Here is a 14184-nt window from a genome sequence, read left to right as displayed (position 1 = left end):
CACAGGCGGGTCAGACGTTCAGACCGTGCGAGCGCAGGTAGCCGACGGGGTCCATGTCGGAGCCGTAGTCGGGGGTGGTGCGGGCCTCGAAGTGCAGGTGCGGGCCGGTGGAGTTGCCGGTGGAGCCGGAGAGCCCGATCTGCTGGCCGGAGGAGACGCTCTGGCCGACGGAGACGCCGATCGAGGAGAGGTGGCCGTACTGGGTGTACGTGCCGTCCGACATCCGGAGCACGATGTTGTTGCCGTACGCGCCGCCCCAGCCGGCCTCGACGACCGTACCGGCGCCGACCGCGACGACGGAGCTGCCGGAGGCGGCCATGAAGTCCACGCCGGAGTGGCTGCCGGAGGACCAGAGGGAGCCGCCGGTCTTGTAGCCGGTGGTGACGTGGGAGCCGGCGACCGGGAGGTGGAAGGCGTTGAGCCGGGCGCGCTCGGCGGCGCGGGCGGCACGGGCCTTCTCCTCGCGGATCTCCTTGGCGCGGGCCTCGGCCTTGCGCTGGGCCTCCGCCTTCGCCTTGGCCTTGGCGGCCTTCTCGCGGGCCTCGGCGGCGGCCTTGGCCTTCGCCCTGGCGACCGCCTCGGCCTGCTGCTTCTGGGCCTGGGCCTGGGCGTCGATCTGGTCGGCGAGGGTGGCGTCGAGGGAGATGGCCTGGGTGAGGCCGGTGTCGGCGACCTTGGCGGCCTCGGTGTCCGCGGCGAGGGCCGGGGAGGACAGCGAGCCGAGGACTCCGGTGGTGGCCAGGGCCGCGATGCCGGCGGCCTGGGCGCTGCGACGCGTCAGGCGGCTCGGGGCACGGTGCTTCCCGGTGGCACGGGTGAACGCCATGGAGAGGCTGATCCTTTCCTTCCTTCTCGCCTACCGGGTTAGCTGACGGGTTCGGAGCAGGAAGGTCTCCTACGGATCCCCGCGCCGGTTCACGGCACGGGCCTCCGATTCACCCCAGGGACTGCGTGTGGGTCCCCGGCTCCCCAGGCTCGCGCCTGACGGGGACTCGGCGATGACTGCCCGGCGCCGCGGATGCGGCATACGGGTGACGGACAGCCGGGCCGACGCTAGGCGGGGCGACTTCCCATCACCAAACGGACAGGGGGATTTGTCGCGCATCCCACAGGGCAGACAGGCAACCTCTCCAACAAAAGGGAGCGAAGCTAGCCAATCGGGCAAAAAGGGAGGACCCCGGCGAACTTCCGTCCGTCGGGGTCCTCTTCGCGGCGGTGTGCCACAGGTGCCGTCAGCCGGTGACGACGGACACCTCGCCGATGCCGAGCGCCTTCACGGGCTCCGCGATCCGCGCGGCGTCACCCACGAGGACCGTGACGAGACGGTCCACCGGGAAGGCGTTGACCACGGCGGCGGTCGCCTCCACGGTGCCCGTCTCGGCGAGCCGGGCGTAGAGGTCGGCCTGATAGTCGTCGGGGAGGTGCTGCTCGACCTGGTCGGCCAGCGTGCTCGCGACGGAGGCGGCGGTCTCGAACTTCAGCGGGGCGACGCCCACCAGGTTCTGCACGGCCGTCTCGCGCTCGGCGTCGGTCAGCCCCTCGGCGGCCAGCGTCCGCAGGACCTTCCAGAGGTCGTCCAGCGCCGGTCCGGTGGACTCCGTGTCCACCGAACCGCTGATCGCGAGCATCGCAGCGCCGCCCGATTCGGGGCCGCTGGAGCGCAGCACCTGGGCGAAGGCGCGTACGCCGTAGGTGTAGCCCTTCTCCTCGCGCAGCACCCGGTCCAGCCGGGAGGTGAGGGTGCCGCCCAGGCAGTACGTGCCGAGCACCTGCGCGGGCCACACGCGCTCGTGCCGGTCGGCGCCGATCCGGCCGATCAGCAGCTGGGTCTGGACCGCGCCGGGGCGGTCCACGATGACCACGCGGCCGGTGTCGTCCGCGGTGATGGGCGGCACCGGGCGGGCCTGGGCGGTGTTGCCCGACCAGTCGCCGAGGGTCTCCGCCAGCAGCGCGTCCAGGTCGATGCCGGTCAGGTCGCCGACGATCACGGCCGTCGCGGTGGACGGGCGGACGTGGGCGTCGAAGAAGGCGCGCACGGCGGCCTGGTCGATCCGCCGGACGGTCTCCTCGGTGCCCAGGCGCGGGCGGGACATCCGGGCGGTGGCCGGGAACAGCTCCTTGGAGAGCTGCTTGGCGGCGCGCCGGGACGGGTTGGCCTGCTCGTGCGGGATCTCGTCGAGGCGGTTGCCCACCAGGCGCTCGATCTCGCTCTCGGCGAAGGCCGGGGCCCGCAGCGCCTCGGCGACCAGGCCGAGGGCCTTGGCCAGCCGGGAGGCCGGGACCTCCAGGGAGACCCGGACGCCGGGGTGGTCGGCGTGCGCGTCGAGGGTGGCGCCGCAGCGCTCCAGCTCGGCGGCGAACTCCTCGGCGCTGTGCTTGTCGGTGCCCTCGGAGAGCGCCCGCGACATGATCGTGGCCACGCCGTCCAGGCCCTCGGGCTCGGCCTCCAACGGCGCGTCCAGGAAGATCTCCACCGCGACGACCTGCTGGCCGGGGCGGTGGCAGCGCAGCACGGTCAGTCCGTTGGGCAGGGCGCCGCGCTCGGGCGCCGGGAAGGCCCAGGGGCGGGCCGTGCCGGCGGTGGGCTGCGGGTGGAACTCCATGGCTACTCCAGTCACGGCGGCGTCGCTCACTTGGCCGCCCCCTCGTGCGCGTCGGTGCCCTCTTCGCCCTCGGCGCCCTCATCGGCCTCGTCGGTCGGCTCGACGGGCTCGTACACCAGCACCGCCCGGTTGTCGGGGCGCAGGGCCGCCTCGGCCGCCGCGCGCACCTCCTCCGCGGTGACGTCCAGGACCCGGCCCACGGCGCTCAGGGCGAGCTGCGGGTCGCCGAACAGCACCGCGTAGCGGCACAGTTCGTCGGCGCGGCCGGCGACCGTGCCGAGCCGGTCCAGCCACTCGCGCTCCAACTGCGCCTGGGCCCGCTCCATTTCCTCGGGGGTGGGCCCCTCGGCGGCGAACCTGGCCAGCTCCTCGTCGACGGCGGCCTCGATCTGCTCCACCTCGACCCCGCCGGACGTCTTCACGTCCAGCCAGCCCAGCGAGGGCGCCCCGGCCAGCCGCAGCAGCCCGAAGCCCGCCGCCACCGCCGTACGGTCGCGGCGCACCAGGCGGTTGTGCAGCCGGGAGGACTCGCCGCCGCCCAGCACGGTGAGCGCCAGGTCGGCCGCGTCGCAGGCGCGGGTGCCGTCGTGCGGGAGGCGGTAGGCGGCCATCAGGGCGCGCGCCGGGACCTCCTCGTGGACCACTTCGCGCAGCTGCTCGCCGATGATCTCCGGCAGCGTCCCGTCGCGCGGCGGCTGCTTGCCGTCGTGGGACGGGATGGAGCCGAAGTACTTCTCGATCCAGGCGAGGGTCTGCTCGGGGTCGATGTCGCCGACCACCGAGAGCACCGCGTTGTTGGGCGCGTAGTACGTACGGAAGAACGCGCGGGCGTCCTCCAGCGTGGCCGCGTCCAGGTCGGCCATGGAGCCGATCGGGGTGTGGTGGTAGGGGTGGCCCTCGGGGTAGGAGAGGGCGGTCAGCTTCTCGAACGCGGTGCCGTAGGGCACGTTGTCGTAACGCTGGCGGCGTTCGTTCTTGACGACGTCGCGCTGGTTCTCCATGGACTCCTCGTCGAGCGCGGCGAGGAGGGAGCCCATCCGGTCGGCCTCCAGCCAGAGAGCCAGCTCCACCTGGTGGGTGGGCATGGTCTCGAAGTAGTTGGTCCGCTCGAAGCTGGTCGTCCCGTTGAGCGAGCCGCCGGCCCCCTGGACGAGCTCGAAGTGGCCGTTCCCCTTGACCTGTCCGGAGCCCTGGAACATCAGGTGCTCGAAGAGGTGAGCCAGACCGGTGCGTCCCTTGACCTCGTGGCGCGAGCCGACGTCGTACCAGAGGCAGACCGCGGCGACCGGGGTCAGATGGTCCTCGGAGAGCACCACACGCAGGCCGTTGGCCAGGCGGTGCTCGGTCGCTGTCAAGCCGCCGGAGCCGGCCTGTGCGGTGGCCGTGTGACCCATGGGCATGTACGTCCCTTCGATCGCGATACTGGACTTCCTGCCAGACCTGCCACTCTAAGCAAGCGCACCGGCACCTGGCGAAGTTCCCGTTCCGTGGATGTTTCCGTCGATGGTGTCGCGGACGCCCTCGCGGGCGCGCCGCCCCGACCGCTTCGGACCGGCCTTCGGACCGGCCTTCGGACGGGTCGAGGTCGGCGTTGTCAGTGGCGAGGTCCACAATGGACCGCGTCAGCAGCTCGTGTTGTACCGAACAAGCTCAGGTTGTCCGAACAGAATCCGTGAAGGAGTCGCAGCCGCGATGGCCCGCCGTAGCACGAAGACCCCGCCGCCGGACGACTTCGAGGAGAAGATCCTCGACATCGACGTCGTCGACGAAATGCAGGGCTCCTTCCTCGAGTACGCGTACTCGGTGATCTACTCCAGGGCCTTGCCCGACGCCCGCGACGGCATGAAGCCGGTGCACCGGCGCATCGTGTCCCAGATGAACGAGATGGGACTGCGCCCCGACCGCGGCTATGTGAAGTGCGCCCGCGTCGTCGGCGAGGTCATGGGCAAGCTGCACCCGCACGGCGACGCCTCGATCTACGACGCCCTGGTGCGCATGGCCCAGCCGTTCTCGATGCGGCTCCCCCTGGTCGACGGCCACGGCAACTTCGGCTCCCTCGGCAACGACGACCCGCCGGCCGCCATGCGGTACACCGAGTGCCGGATGGCCGACGCCACCTCGCTGATGACCGAGGCCATCGACGAGGACACCGTCGACTTCCAGTCGAACTACGACGGCCAGGAGCGCGAGCCGGTCGTCCTCCCCGCCGCCTACCCCAACCTCCTGGTCAACGGGGTCTCCGGGATCGCCGTGGGCATGGCCACCAACATGCCCCCGCACAACCTGGGCGAGGTCATCGCCGCCGCCCGGCATCTGATCAAGCACCCGGGCGCCGACGTCGAGACGCTGATGCGTTACGTCCCCGGACCCGACCTGCCCACCGGCGGCCGCATCGTCGGACTGGGCGGCATCAAGGACGCGTACACGAACGGCCGCGGCACGTTCAAGATCCGCGCCACCGTCTCCGTGGAGAACGTGACGGCCCGCCGCAAGGGTCTCGTCGTCACCGAACTGCCCTTCACCGTCGGCCCGGAGAAGGTGATCGCCAAGATCAAGGACCTGGTCTCGGCGAAGAAGCTCCAGGGCATCGCCGACGTCAAGGACCTCACCGACCGGGCGCACGGCCTGCGTCTGGTCATCGAGGTCAAGAACGGCTTCGTGCCAGAAGCGGTGCTGGAGCAGCTCTACAAGCTGACGCCGATGGAGGAGTCCTTCGGCATCAACAACGTGGCGCTGGTCGACGGCCAGCCGCTCACCCTGGGCCTCAAGGAGCTGCTGGAGGTCTATCTCGACCACCGCTTCGAGGTGGTGCGCCGACGCAGCGAGTTCCGCCGCACCAAGCGCCGCGACCGGCTGCACCTGGTCGAGGGCCTGATCGTCGCCCTGCTCGACATCGACGAGGTCATCCGGATCATCCGGGACAGCGACAACTCCGCGCAGGCGAAGGAGCGCCTGATGGCGCACTTCTCGCTGAGCGAGATCCAGACGCAGTACATCCTGGACACCCCGCTGCGCCGGCTCACCCGTTTCGACCGGATCGAGCTGGAGAGCGAGCGCGACAAGCTCAACGGCGAGATCGAGGCGCTGACCGCGATCCTGGAGTCGGACGCGGAGCTGCGCAAGCTGGTCTCCTCGGAGCTGGCGGCGGTGGCGAAGAAGTTCGGCACGGACCGGCGCACGGTGCTGCTGGAGTCGGCCGGTTCGCAGGTCGCGTCCGTGCCGCTGGAGGTGGCGGACGACCCGTGCCGGGTGCTGCTCTCCTCGACGGGTCTGCTGGCCCGTACGGCGAACGCGGACCCGGTGGAGATCTCCGAGGACGCCCGGCGGACCAAGCACGATGTGATCGTGTCGGCGGTGGCGGCGACGGCCCGGGGCGATGTCGGGGCGGTCACGTCGACCGGCCGGCTGCTGCGGATCTCGGTGATCGACCTGCCACAGCTGCCGGACACGCACGCGGAGCCGAATCTCTCCGGCGGGGCGCAGATCTCCGAGTTCCTCAGTCTGGAGGCGGACGAGGAGCTGATCTGCCTCACGACGCTCGACGAGGCCTCGCCGGGTCTGGCGATCGGCACGCTCCAGGGCGTGGTGAAACGCGTCGTGCCGGACTACCCGGCCAACAAGGACGAGTTGGAGGTCATCACCCTCAAGGACGGTGACCGGATCGTCGGCGCGACCGAGCTGCGCACCGGCGAGGAGGATCTGGTGTTCATCACCTCCGACGCCCAGTTGCTGCGCTATCCGGCGGCCCAGGTACGCCCGCAGGGGCGGCCCGCCGGAGGCATGGCGGGCGTCAAGCTGGCGGCCGGGGCCGAGGTGCTGTCGTTCACGGCGGTGGACCCGGCGGCCGACGCGATCGTGTTCACGGTGGCCGGCTCGCACGGCACGCTGGACGACTCGGTGCTGACGTCGAAACTGACCCCGTTCGACCAGTATCCGCGCAAGGGCCGGGCGACCGGCGGCGTGCGCTGCCAGCGGTTCCTGAAGGGCGAGGACGTCCTGGTGTTCGCCTGGGCGGGTCCCACCCCGGCCCGGGCCGCCCAGCAGAACGGCACCCCGGCGAAGCTGCCGGAGCCGGACCCGAGGCGGGACGGCTCGGGCACGCCGCTGCTGGAGAAGGTGGCCGTGATCGCGGGACCGCCGCTGTAGGCGCCCGTTCCGTAGGGCACGTACGGCAAGGAGCGGCCCGGGGGCGTTATGCCTCCGCGGCCGCTTCCTGTGGTTCGGGGGCCTGCTCCTGTACGTACCGGAGCACGCCCCACATGCCGCGTTCGACGGCGTCGGCGTCGGCGGAGACATCAGCGGTGGACGCGTCGGAGGCGGTCGCGTCGGGGGCGGGCTCGTCCGCGCGGCAGGCGGCGAGTCCGGCCAGCAGCGCTTCGGCGTCGATGCCCGCGCCGATCATGACGAGCTGGGTGAGCCGCTGTTCGCCGCGCGCCCACGGCCGGGGCACGAAGCGCAGGAAGCGGCCCACCGCGTGCAGCGCGTACGTGTTGTCCCGGTCGCCCGCGCCGAAGTCCGCGAACCCCTTGATCCGGTAGAGCCCTTCGGGCCGGGAGTCGAGGAACGCCATGAAGCGGCGCGGGTCCAGCGGCACGTCGGCGGTGAAGTCGACGCTCTCGTACGAGGCGTGGAGGTGGCCGCCGTGCCCGTGGCCGTCGCACTCCTCGTGCTCGTCGCACTCCTCCTGGCGCAGCAGGTCCTCGAAGCTCAGCTGACCCGCCATCTCCTCGTGGTCCGGCCGCAGCGCGGGGTCGAAGAGCAGCTCGGGGTCGATCCGGCCGTGCACGGCGGAGATCACGGCGGCCGGACCGCTCAGCTCCGCGACCGTCGCGCGCAGCCGCTCCCGCTCGGCCTCCCCCACCCGGTCGGTCTTGTTCAGGACGACGAGGTCGGCGACGGCGAGATGGCGGTCGAGTTCCGGATGCCGCTCGCGGGTGGAGTCGAACTCCGCGGCGTCGACGACCTCGACGAGGCCCCCGTACCGGATGTGCGGGTTGTCGCTGGCCAGCAGCATGCGCACGAGTTCCTGGGGTTCGGCCAGTCCGCTCGCCTCGATGACGATCACGTCCAGCCGGGCGGAGGGCCGCGTCAGCGTCTCCAGGAAGGTGTCGAGTTCGCTCGCGTCGACGGCGCAGCACAGGCAGCCGTTGCCCAGCGAGACCGTCGAGCCGACCTGCCCCGAGACGGTCATGGCGTCGATCTCGATGGCCCCGAAGTCGTTGACGATCACGCCGATCCGGGTGCCCGCCCGGTTGCGGAGCAGATGGTTCAGGAGCGTGGTCTTGCCGGAGCCGAGGAAGCCCGCCAGGACGACGACCGGGATCTGCGGGGTGCGGGGCGGGGTCAACGGGAGCCTTCCTGGGGGCGTCGTCAGGGTGCCGGGACCGGCTGCGGCGGGGGTGCGCCGACGTAGCGGGCCGCCGGGCGGATGATCTTCGAGTCCTCCGCCTGCTCCAGGATATTGGCGCTCCAGCCGACCACTCGCGCCGCACAGAAGGTGGGGGTGAACATCGCGCGCGGCAGCCCGCACAGCTCCATGACCACTCCGGCGTAGAACTCCACGTTGGTGTGCAGCTCCCGGCCCGGTTTCAGCTCGGCGAGGATGGCCTCGACCTGGCGTTCCACCTCCACGGCGAAGTCGACGAGCGGGCCGCCGAAGCCCTGGGCGAGGGACTTGAGCATCCGGGAGCGCGGGTCCTCGGTGCGGTAGACGGGGTGGCCGAAGCCCATGATGCGGCGTCCGGCGAGGACCTGTTCGCGGATCCAGCCGTCGATGCGGTCCGGAGTACCGATGGCGTCGAGGGTGTCCAGGGCCCGGCTGGGGGCTCCGCCGTGCAGCGGTCCGGAGAGCGCGCCGACCGCCGCCACCAGGCAGGCGGCCAGATCGGCTCCGGTGGAGGCGACGACCCGGGCGGTGAAGGTGGAGGCGTTGAAGCCGTGGTCGATGGTCGAGATGAGGTACTGCTCGACGGCCCGGACCCGGTCGGGCTCCGGCTCCGATCCGGTCAGCATGTACAGGTAGTTCGCCGCGTGCGGCAGGTCCGTGCGGGGTTCGACCGGCTCCAGGCCCTCGCCCAGGCGGTGGAGGGCGGTCAGGATCGTGGGGACGGCCGCGCAGGCGGCGAGCGCGTCCTCGCGTCGGCGGTCGGCCCCGATGTCGTACACCGGGCGGAAGCCGGCCGATGCGCCGAGCAGGGAGAGCGCGGTACGGAGTCCGGCGAGCGGTCCGGAGACGGCGCTCGCGCGGGCGATGGCGGGCAGGGCCTCGCGCACCTCGGCGGGCAGGGTGCGCAGCGCGGCCGTGCGGGCGGTGAAGTCGGCGGCGGCCGCCCGGTCCGGCAGTTCGCCGTGGACCATCAGGTACCAGACGTCCTCGAAGCCGCGGGTCCGCGCGAGCTCGATCGCCGAGTACTGGCGGTAGTGGTAGAAGCCCTCGCGGCCGCGGACGTCGCCGAGGGCGGTGTCGGTGACGACGACGCCGGCGAGGCCGCGGGGGACGGCGGGGACGACAGGGGTGGTGGTCATGGCCGTTCTCTCCTCCGTGCATGCAACATTGATTCGACTGTCCATGCTTGACTTGAGATCTGTCAATGTTGATTGAATCAATGTCAACCTGTGGTGGATACGGTGGTCTCCATGACGGATCAACCAGAGCCCGGCTCCCGACCGGACGCACCCCGGCTGACCACCCGTGAGGCGGCCGAGCTGCTGGGTGTGAAGCCCGAGACGGTGTACGCGTACGTCAGCCGGGGCCAGCTCAGCAGCGTGCGGGCGGCCGGAGGCCGGGGCAGCACGTTCGACGCCGAGGAGGTGCGGGCGCTGGCCCGGCGCTCGGGGCGGCGCGAGCCGTCACCGGCCGGGGGCGACCTCGCCTTCCGCACCGGCATCACGCTCATCGAGGGCGACCGCTGCTTCTTCCGGGGCGTCGACGCGACGGAGCTGGCCCGGCGGTACGGCTACGAGGAGGTCGCCGAGTGGCTGTGGACGGGCGAGCTGCGGCCCGGTGCCCGGTTCACCGCACCCGCCGCGACCCTCGCGGCGGCCCGCCGGGCGGTCGGCGCACTGCCGGAGCACAGCGGGTCGACGGACCGGCTGCGGGTGGCGGTGACCGCTGCGGCGGCCACGGATCCGCTGCGGTTCGACCTGTCGCCGGAGGCGGTGCTGAGCAGCGCCCGGGGGTTGATCCCGACGCTGGTGGGCGCTCTGCCGGCGCTGGGCGGCCCGGCGGGCGAAGGGGGCTCGCTGGCGGCGGCGCTGTGGTCACGGCTCACCCCGGAGCCGGCCGACGCCGCTTCGCTCGCCGTGCTGGACGCGGCCCTGGCCCTCCTGATCGACCACGATCTGGCGGCCTCCACGCTGGCCGCCCGGGTCGCCGCCTCCGCGCGGGCCCACCCGTACGCCGTGGTCTCGGCGGGCCTCGGTGTGCTGGAGGGGCCGCTGCACGGGGCGGCGAGCGGTCTGGCGCACCGGATGCTGCGGGAGGCGGTGGACCGGGGCAGCGCGGTCCCCGTGGTCGCCGATCATCTGCGGACCGGGCGGCGGGTGCCGGGCCTGGGCCATCGGCTGTACCGGGGCGAGGACCCCCGGGCGACGACCCTGTTCGCGCTGCTGGAGGACGTACCGCAGGCGGCCGGGGCGCTGGCGGCGGCCCGTGAGGTGGTCGCCACGACGGCCCGCCACGCACCGCTGCACGCCAACATCGACCTGGCGCTCGCCGTCCTCTCCGTCTCCCGCGGAATGGCGGCGGACGCGGGAGAGACGGTGTTCGCGGTCTCCCGCACGGCGGGCTGGATCGCGCACGCGCTGGAGGAGTACGGGGAGCGCCCGCTGCGGATCCGGCCGAGCGGGCAGTACGTCGGCCCCCGGCCGCCCCAGCCCCTCCCCGGGGACGGGTCAGGTCCGGACCAAGGGCCGGGCGGCGCAAATTAGCTACGGATCACAGGGAATTCTCGCGCGGCGGCTGGGCGGTGGAGCCGCGCACCACCAGCTCCGGTTCGAAGAGCAGCTCGTCCGAGGGCACGGTCCGCCCGCCGATCTGGACCGAGAGCAGCTCCACGGCCGCCCGCCCCATGGCCTCGATGGGCTGGCGGACGGTGGTCAGCGGCGGCTCGGTGCAGTTCATGAAGGCCGAGTCGTCGTAGCCGACGACCGACACGTCGTCGGGCACCGAGAGACCCCGGCGGCGGGCGGCGCGCACGGCGCCCAGCGCGAGCGGGTCACTGGCGCAGATGATGCCGGTGACGCCCTGCTCCAGCAGGCGCATCGCGGCGGCCTGTCCGCCCTCCAGCGAGAACATCGCGCGCGCCACCCGCTCGTCGGGGATGCTCGTGCCCGCCTCATCGGCGAGGATCCGGGCGGCGGCGAGCTTGCGTTGCGAGGGCACGTGGTCGGACGGGCCCAGGACGAACCCGATGCGCTCGTGGCCGAGTGAGACGAGGTGGCGCCAGGCCTGCTCGACGGCGACCGAGTCGTCGCAGGAGACACCGGGGAAGCCGAGGTGTTCGATGGCCGCGTTGATCAGGACGACCGGGATCTTGCGGTCGGCGAGCACCTTGTAGTGGTCGTGCGGGGCGTCGGCCTGGTGGTAGAGGCCGCCCGCGAAGACCACGCCGGAGACCTGCTGCTGGAGGAGCAGCTCGACGTAGTCGGCCTCGGAGACGCCGCCCTTGGTCTGGGTGCAGAGCACCGGGGTCAGCCCCTGCTGGGCGAGCGCGCCGCCGACCACTTCGGCGAAGGCGGGGAAGATCGGGTTCTGCAGCTCGGGCAGGACCAGTCCGACCAGCCGGGCCCGTTCGCCGCGCAGCTGGGTCGGGCGCTCGTATCCGAGGACGTCCAGCGCGGAGAGGACGGCCTGCCTGGTGGCGTCGGAGACGCCCGGCTTGCCGTTCAGCACCCGGCTGACCGTCGCCTCGCTGACTCCCACCTTCTGGGCCACTTGAGCAAGTCGTCGCGTCATGAGCGCAAGATTAGCGCAAGAAAAGCAAGAAGATTGCGTTGATGGCAAACTCCCTCGGAACGCCCACCGGCACAGCCGGAACGCTCACAGACATGGCGCCGGGAGGCAAGAGGCCGGCATGGCGGAGCCCTCGGTACGCGACCTCGCGGGGTCCCGCGCAAGCCCTCGAACGAGCCCCGGATACCCGGCGACGCACGGCCGAATTTCCGCCCCGGCCGCCCGGCCCTTACCGTCTCTACGATGAACGCCCCACCGATCTCCGGCCGAGGACCGCGCCGGTTCGGCTGGCCGCAGCGGGTCTTCTCCCAGGTCCTGCTGATGCAGCTGGCCATCATCACCGGCGTGATCGTCCTGGTCACCGGCCTGTTCCTGGCCCCGCTCGGCGAGCAGCTGGACGACCAGGCGATGCGCCGCGCGCTGGCCATCGCCCAGAGCACCGCCGCCCAGCCGGAGATCGTGCGGGATCTGAGCAGCACCGACCCGTCCGACCGGGGTCCTGTCCAGTCGGCCGCCGAGCGGGTCAGACGGGCCACCGGGGCGGAGTACGTCGTCGTCATGGACCGGCGCGGGGTGCGCTGGTCGCACCCGGAGACCGACCGGATCGGCGCGGTCGTCTCCACCGACCCCGGTGAGGCGCTGCGCGGCCGCGAGGTGATGGAGATCGACAGCGGCACCCTCGGCCGCTCGGCGCGGGGCAAGGTGCCGCTGTTCGGCCCCACGGGCGAGGTCATCGGCGCGGTCTCGGTCGGGATCGAGTACGACAGCGTCCGCGCCCGTCTCCTCGGGGCGATCCCGGGGCTGCTCGCGTACGCGGGAGGGGCCCTGGCCGTCGGCGCGCTCGCCGCGTACCTGATCTCCCGCCGGCTGCAACGGCAGACCCATGACCTGGCCTTCTCCGACATCTCCGCGCTGCTCACCGAACGCGAGGCCATGCTGCACGGCATCCGTGAAGGGGTCGTCGCCCTCGACGGGGCCGGGCGCGTCCGGCTGCTGAACGACGAGGCGCAGCGGCTGCTGGGCGTGGGCCCGGAAGCGGCGGGCCGGACGCTGGAGGAGGTGCTGGGCGAGGGCCGGACCGCCGATGTGCTGGCCGGCCGGGTGGTCGGCGACGACCTGCTGGCGGTACGGGGCAGCCGGGTGCTGCTCGCCAACCGGATGCCCACCGACGACGGCGGAGCGGTGGTGACCCTGCGCGACCGCACCGAGCTGGAGCACCTGGGCCGGGAGCTCGACTCCACCACGGGGCTGATCGACGCCCTGCGCGCCCAGGACCACGAGCACGCGAACCGGCTGCACACCCTGCTGGGGCTGCTGGAGCTGGAGATGCACGAGGACGCGATGGAGTTCGTCACGGAGGTGGTGGGCGTGCACCGGGCGACGGCCGAGCAGGTCACCGAGAAGGTCCAGGACCCGCTGCTGGCCGCCCTCCTCGTCGGCAAGACGACGGTCGCCGCCGAGCGCGGCGTCTCGCTGCGGCTGGCTCCCGGCACGCTGCTGCCGGACCGGGTGGTCGATCCCCGGGGCCTGGTCACGGTGGTCGGCAACCTGGTCGACAACGCCACGGACGCGGCGGCCGGATCGGACGCCGCGCGGATCGAGGTCGGGCTGCGTACGGAGGGCCGTACGGTGGTTCTGGAGGTGCGCGACAGCGGCCCCGGCGTCCCCCGGGAGCAGCACGCGTCGATCTTCACGGAGGGCTGGTCCACCAAGGACCTCCCGGCGCACGGCAAGCGCGGCCTCGGGCTCGCCCTCGTACGGAGGCTCGCGGAGCGCCAGGGAGGCAGGGTGACGGTGTCGGCGGCGGACGGGGGCGGTGCGGTGTTCACGGTGGTGCTGCCGGACGCGCTGGCCGAGCCGGGGCCCGAGCCCGGCCCGGGGGCCTTGACCGGTGCCGACGGCCCGCCGCCGCCCGCACGTCCGGCCACGACGGGAGAGCAGCGGTGATCCAGGTCCTGATCGTGGACGACGACGTCCGGGTGGCGCGGATCAACGCGGCGTACGTCGCCAAGGTGCCCGGATTCCGGGTGGCGGCGCAGGCCCACTCGGCGGCCTCGGCGCTGGCGACGGTCGAGGAGGTCCCGGTGGACCTGATCCTGCTGGACCACTACCTGCCCGACCGCAACGGCCTCGCCGTCGTACGGGAACTGCGCCGCCTCGGCCGTCAGGTCGACGTGATCATGGTGACGGCCGCCCGGGACGTCGCGACCGTGCAGGACGCGATGCGGCACGGCGCGCTCCAGTACCTGGTGAAGCCGTTCACGTACGCGGGCCTGCGCTCGAAGCTGGAGGCGTACGCGGCCCTGCGGCACACGCTCGACGGGGGCGGGGAGGCCGAACAGGCGGAGGTGGACCGGCTCTTCGGCGCGCTGTGGGCGGCGGGCGAGCCGGATCTCCCCAAGGGCCACTCCCCCACCACCGCCGAGCTCGTCCGGCAGGCCCTGCGCGGCGCGGAGGGCCCGCTCTCCGCCCAGGAGATCGCCGACAGCGCGGGGATGAGCCGGCAGACGGCCCAGCGCTATCTGAAGCTGCTGGAGCGCACCGGCAAGGTCCGGCTGACCCTGCGGTACGGCGAGACGGGCCGCCCGGAACACCGGTACGCCTGGGCCGCGGGCTGAGCCCTCGACG

General features: G+C 72.6%; 10 protein-coding genes and 1 riboswitch. Of the genes, 4 read left to right on the top strand and 6 right to left on the bottom strand.

From position 1 onward, the window contains the following. Window positions 1–10 precede the first annotated feature (10 nt). The 3 genes from KV381_RS28630 to KV381_RS28620 all read right to left on the bottom strand — a co-directional run bounded on the left by KV381_RS28630 (window position 11) and on the right by KV381_RS28620 (window position 4003). Window positions 11–826, bottom strand: a complete 816-nt coding sequence (locus KV381_RS28630) for a M23 family metallopeptidase (RefSeq protein ID WP_218786668.1) — start codon at window positions 824–826, stop codon at window positions 11–13. A 13-nt stretch (window positions 827–839) separates the two neighbouring features. Then, window positions 840–1008: riboswitch (cyclic di-AMP (ydaO/yuaA leader) on the bottom strand. A 224-nt stretch (window positions 1009–1232) separates the two neighbouring features. Next, window positions 1233–2603 (bottom strand): pitrilysin family protein, encoded by a 1371-nt coding sequence (locus KV381_RS28625; protein WP_030080065.1) that lies wholly within the window; start codon window positions 2601–2603, stop codon window positions 1233–1235. Window positions 2604–2629: 26 nt separating this feature from the next. Then, window positions 2630–4003, bottom strand: coding sequence for a pitrilysin family protein (locus tag KV381_RS28620; RefSeq protein ID WP_086777110.1), 1374 nt, complete (start codon window positions 4001–4003; stop codon window positions 2630–2632). A gap of 292 nt (window positions 4004–4295) precedes the next feature. On the opposite strand from KV381_RS28620, the gene KV381_RS28615 reads away from it, so the two are divergent. Beyond that, the gene (locus tag KV381_RS28615; RefSeq protein WP_030080068.1) at window positions 4296–6749 is read left to right on the top strand and encodes a DNA topoisomerase (ATP-hydrolyzing) subunit A; all 2454 of its coding nucleotides are present in this window, start codon (window positions 4296–4298) and stop codon (window positions 6747–6749) included. 46 nt (window positions 6750–6795) lie between these two features. On the opposite strand, the gene KV381_RS28610 is transcribed toward KV381_RS28615, so the two are convergent. Further along, the gene (locus tag KV381_RS28610; protein ID WP_030631439.1) at window positions 6796–7950 is read right to left on the bottom strand and encodes a GTP-binding protein; all 1155 of its coding nucleotides are present in this window, start codon (window positions 7948–7950) and stop codon (window positions 6796–6798) included. 23 nt (window positions 7951–7973) lie between these two features. Further along, the gene (locus KV381_RS28605) at window positions 7974–9128 is read right to left on the bottom strand and encodes a citrate synthase/methylcitrate synthase (protein ID WP_030631437.1); all 1155 of its coding nucleotides are present in this window, start codon (window positions 9126–9128) and stop codon (window positions 7974–7976) included. Between the two features lie 111 nt (window positions 9129–9239). Here KV381_RS28605 and KV381_RS28600 point away from each other — a divergent pair, with 111 nt between their 5' ends. Further along, window positions 9240–10532 carry a citrate synthase gene (locus tag KV381_RS28600; RefSeq protein WP_086777109.1) on the top strand — a complete coding sequence of 431 codons (1293 nt, stop codon included), beginning with the start codon at window positions 9240–9242 and terminating at the stop codon, window positions 10530–10532. A gap of 7 nt (window positions 10533–10539) precedes the next feature. Here the strand turns inward: KV381_RS28600 and KV381_RS28595 are convergent, their stop codons facing one another. Next, window positions 10540–11559 (bottom strand): LacI family DNA-binding transcriptional regulator, encoded by a 1020-nt coding sequence (locus tag KV381_RS28595; RefSeq protein WP_030080080.1) that lies wholly within the window; start codon window positions 11557–11559, stop codon window positions 10540–10542. A 240-nt stretch (window positions 11560–11799) separates the two neighbouring features. Here KV381_RS28595 and KV381_RS28590 point away from each other — a divergent pair, with 240 nt between their 5' ends. Then, window positions 11800–13503, top strand: coding sequence for a sensor histidine kinase (locus KV381_RS28590; protein ID WP_218786667.1), 1704 nt, complete (start codon window positions 11800–11802; stop codon window positions 13501–13503). Further along, window positions 13500–14174, top strand: coding sequence for a response regulator (locus KV381_RS28585; protein ID WP_030080085.1), 675 nt, complete (start codon window positions 13500–13502; stop codon window positions 14172–14174). Before KV381_RS28590 ends, KV381_RS28585 begins: the two co-directional genes overlap by 4 nt. The last annotated feature ends 10 nt before the right edge of the window (window positions 14175–14184 follow it).

The organism is Streptomyces sp. WY228, from assembly GCF_019287315.1.
GTDB classification, from domain to species: Bacteria; Actinomycetota; Actinomycetes; order Streptomycetales; family Streptomycetaceae; genus Streptomyces; species Streptomyces caviscabies.
This window is presented reverse-complemented; position numbering and strand designations above follow the sequence as displayed.

What these genes read in the sequence shown, in the direction of transcription:
- KV381_RS28630 (WP_218786668.1), bottom strand. Translation starts at nt 826, where the DNA reads ATGGCGTTCACCCGTGCCACCGGGAAGCACCGTGCCCCGAGCCGCCTG.
- KV381_RS28625 (WP_030080065.1), bottom strand. Translation starts at nt 2,603, where the DNA reads ATGGAGTTCCACCCGCAGCCCACCGCCGGCACGGCCCGCCCCTGGGCC.
- KV381_RS28620 (WP_086777110.1), bottom strand. Translation starts at nt 4,003, where the DNA reads ATGCCCATGGGTCACACGGCCACCGCACAGGCCGGCTCCGGCGGCTTG.
- KV381_RS28615 (WP_030080068.1), top strand. Translation starts at nt 4,296, where the DNA reads ATGGCCCGCCGTAGCACGAAGACCCCGCCGCCGGACGACTTCGAGGAG.
- KV381_RS28605 (WP_030631437.1), bottom strand. Translation starts at nt 9,128, where the DNA reads ATGACCACCACCCCTGTCGTCCCCGCCGTCCCCCGCGGCCTCGCCGGC.
- KV381_RS28600 (WP_086777109.1), top strand. Translation starts at nt 9,240, where the DNA reads ATGACGGATCAACCAGAGCCCGGCTCCCGACCGGACGCACCCCGGCTG.
- KV381_RS28595 (WP_030080080.1), bottom strand. Translation starts at nt 11,559, where the DNA reads ATGACGCGACGACTTGCTCAAGTGGCCCAGAAGGTGGGAGTCAGCGAG.
- KV381_RS28590 (WP_218786667.1), top strand. Translation starts at nt 11,800, where the DNA reads ATGAACGCCCCACCGATCTCCGGCCGAGGACCGCGCCGGTTCGGCTGG.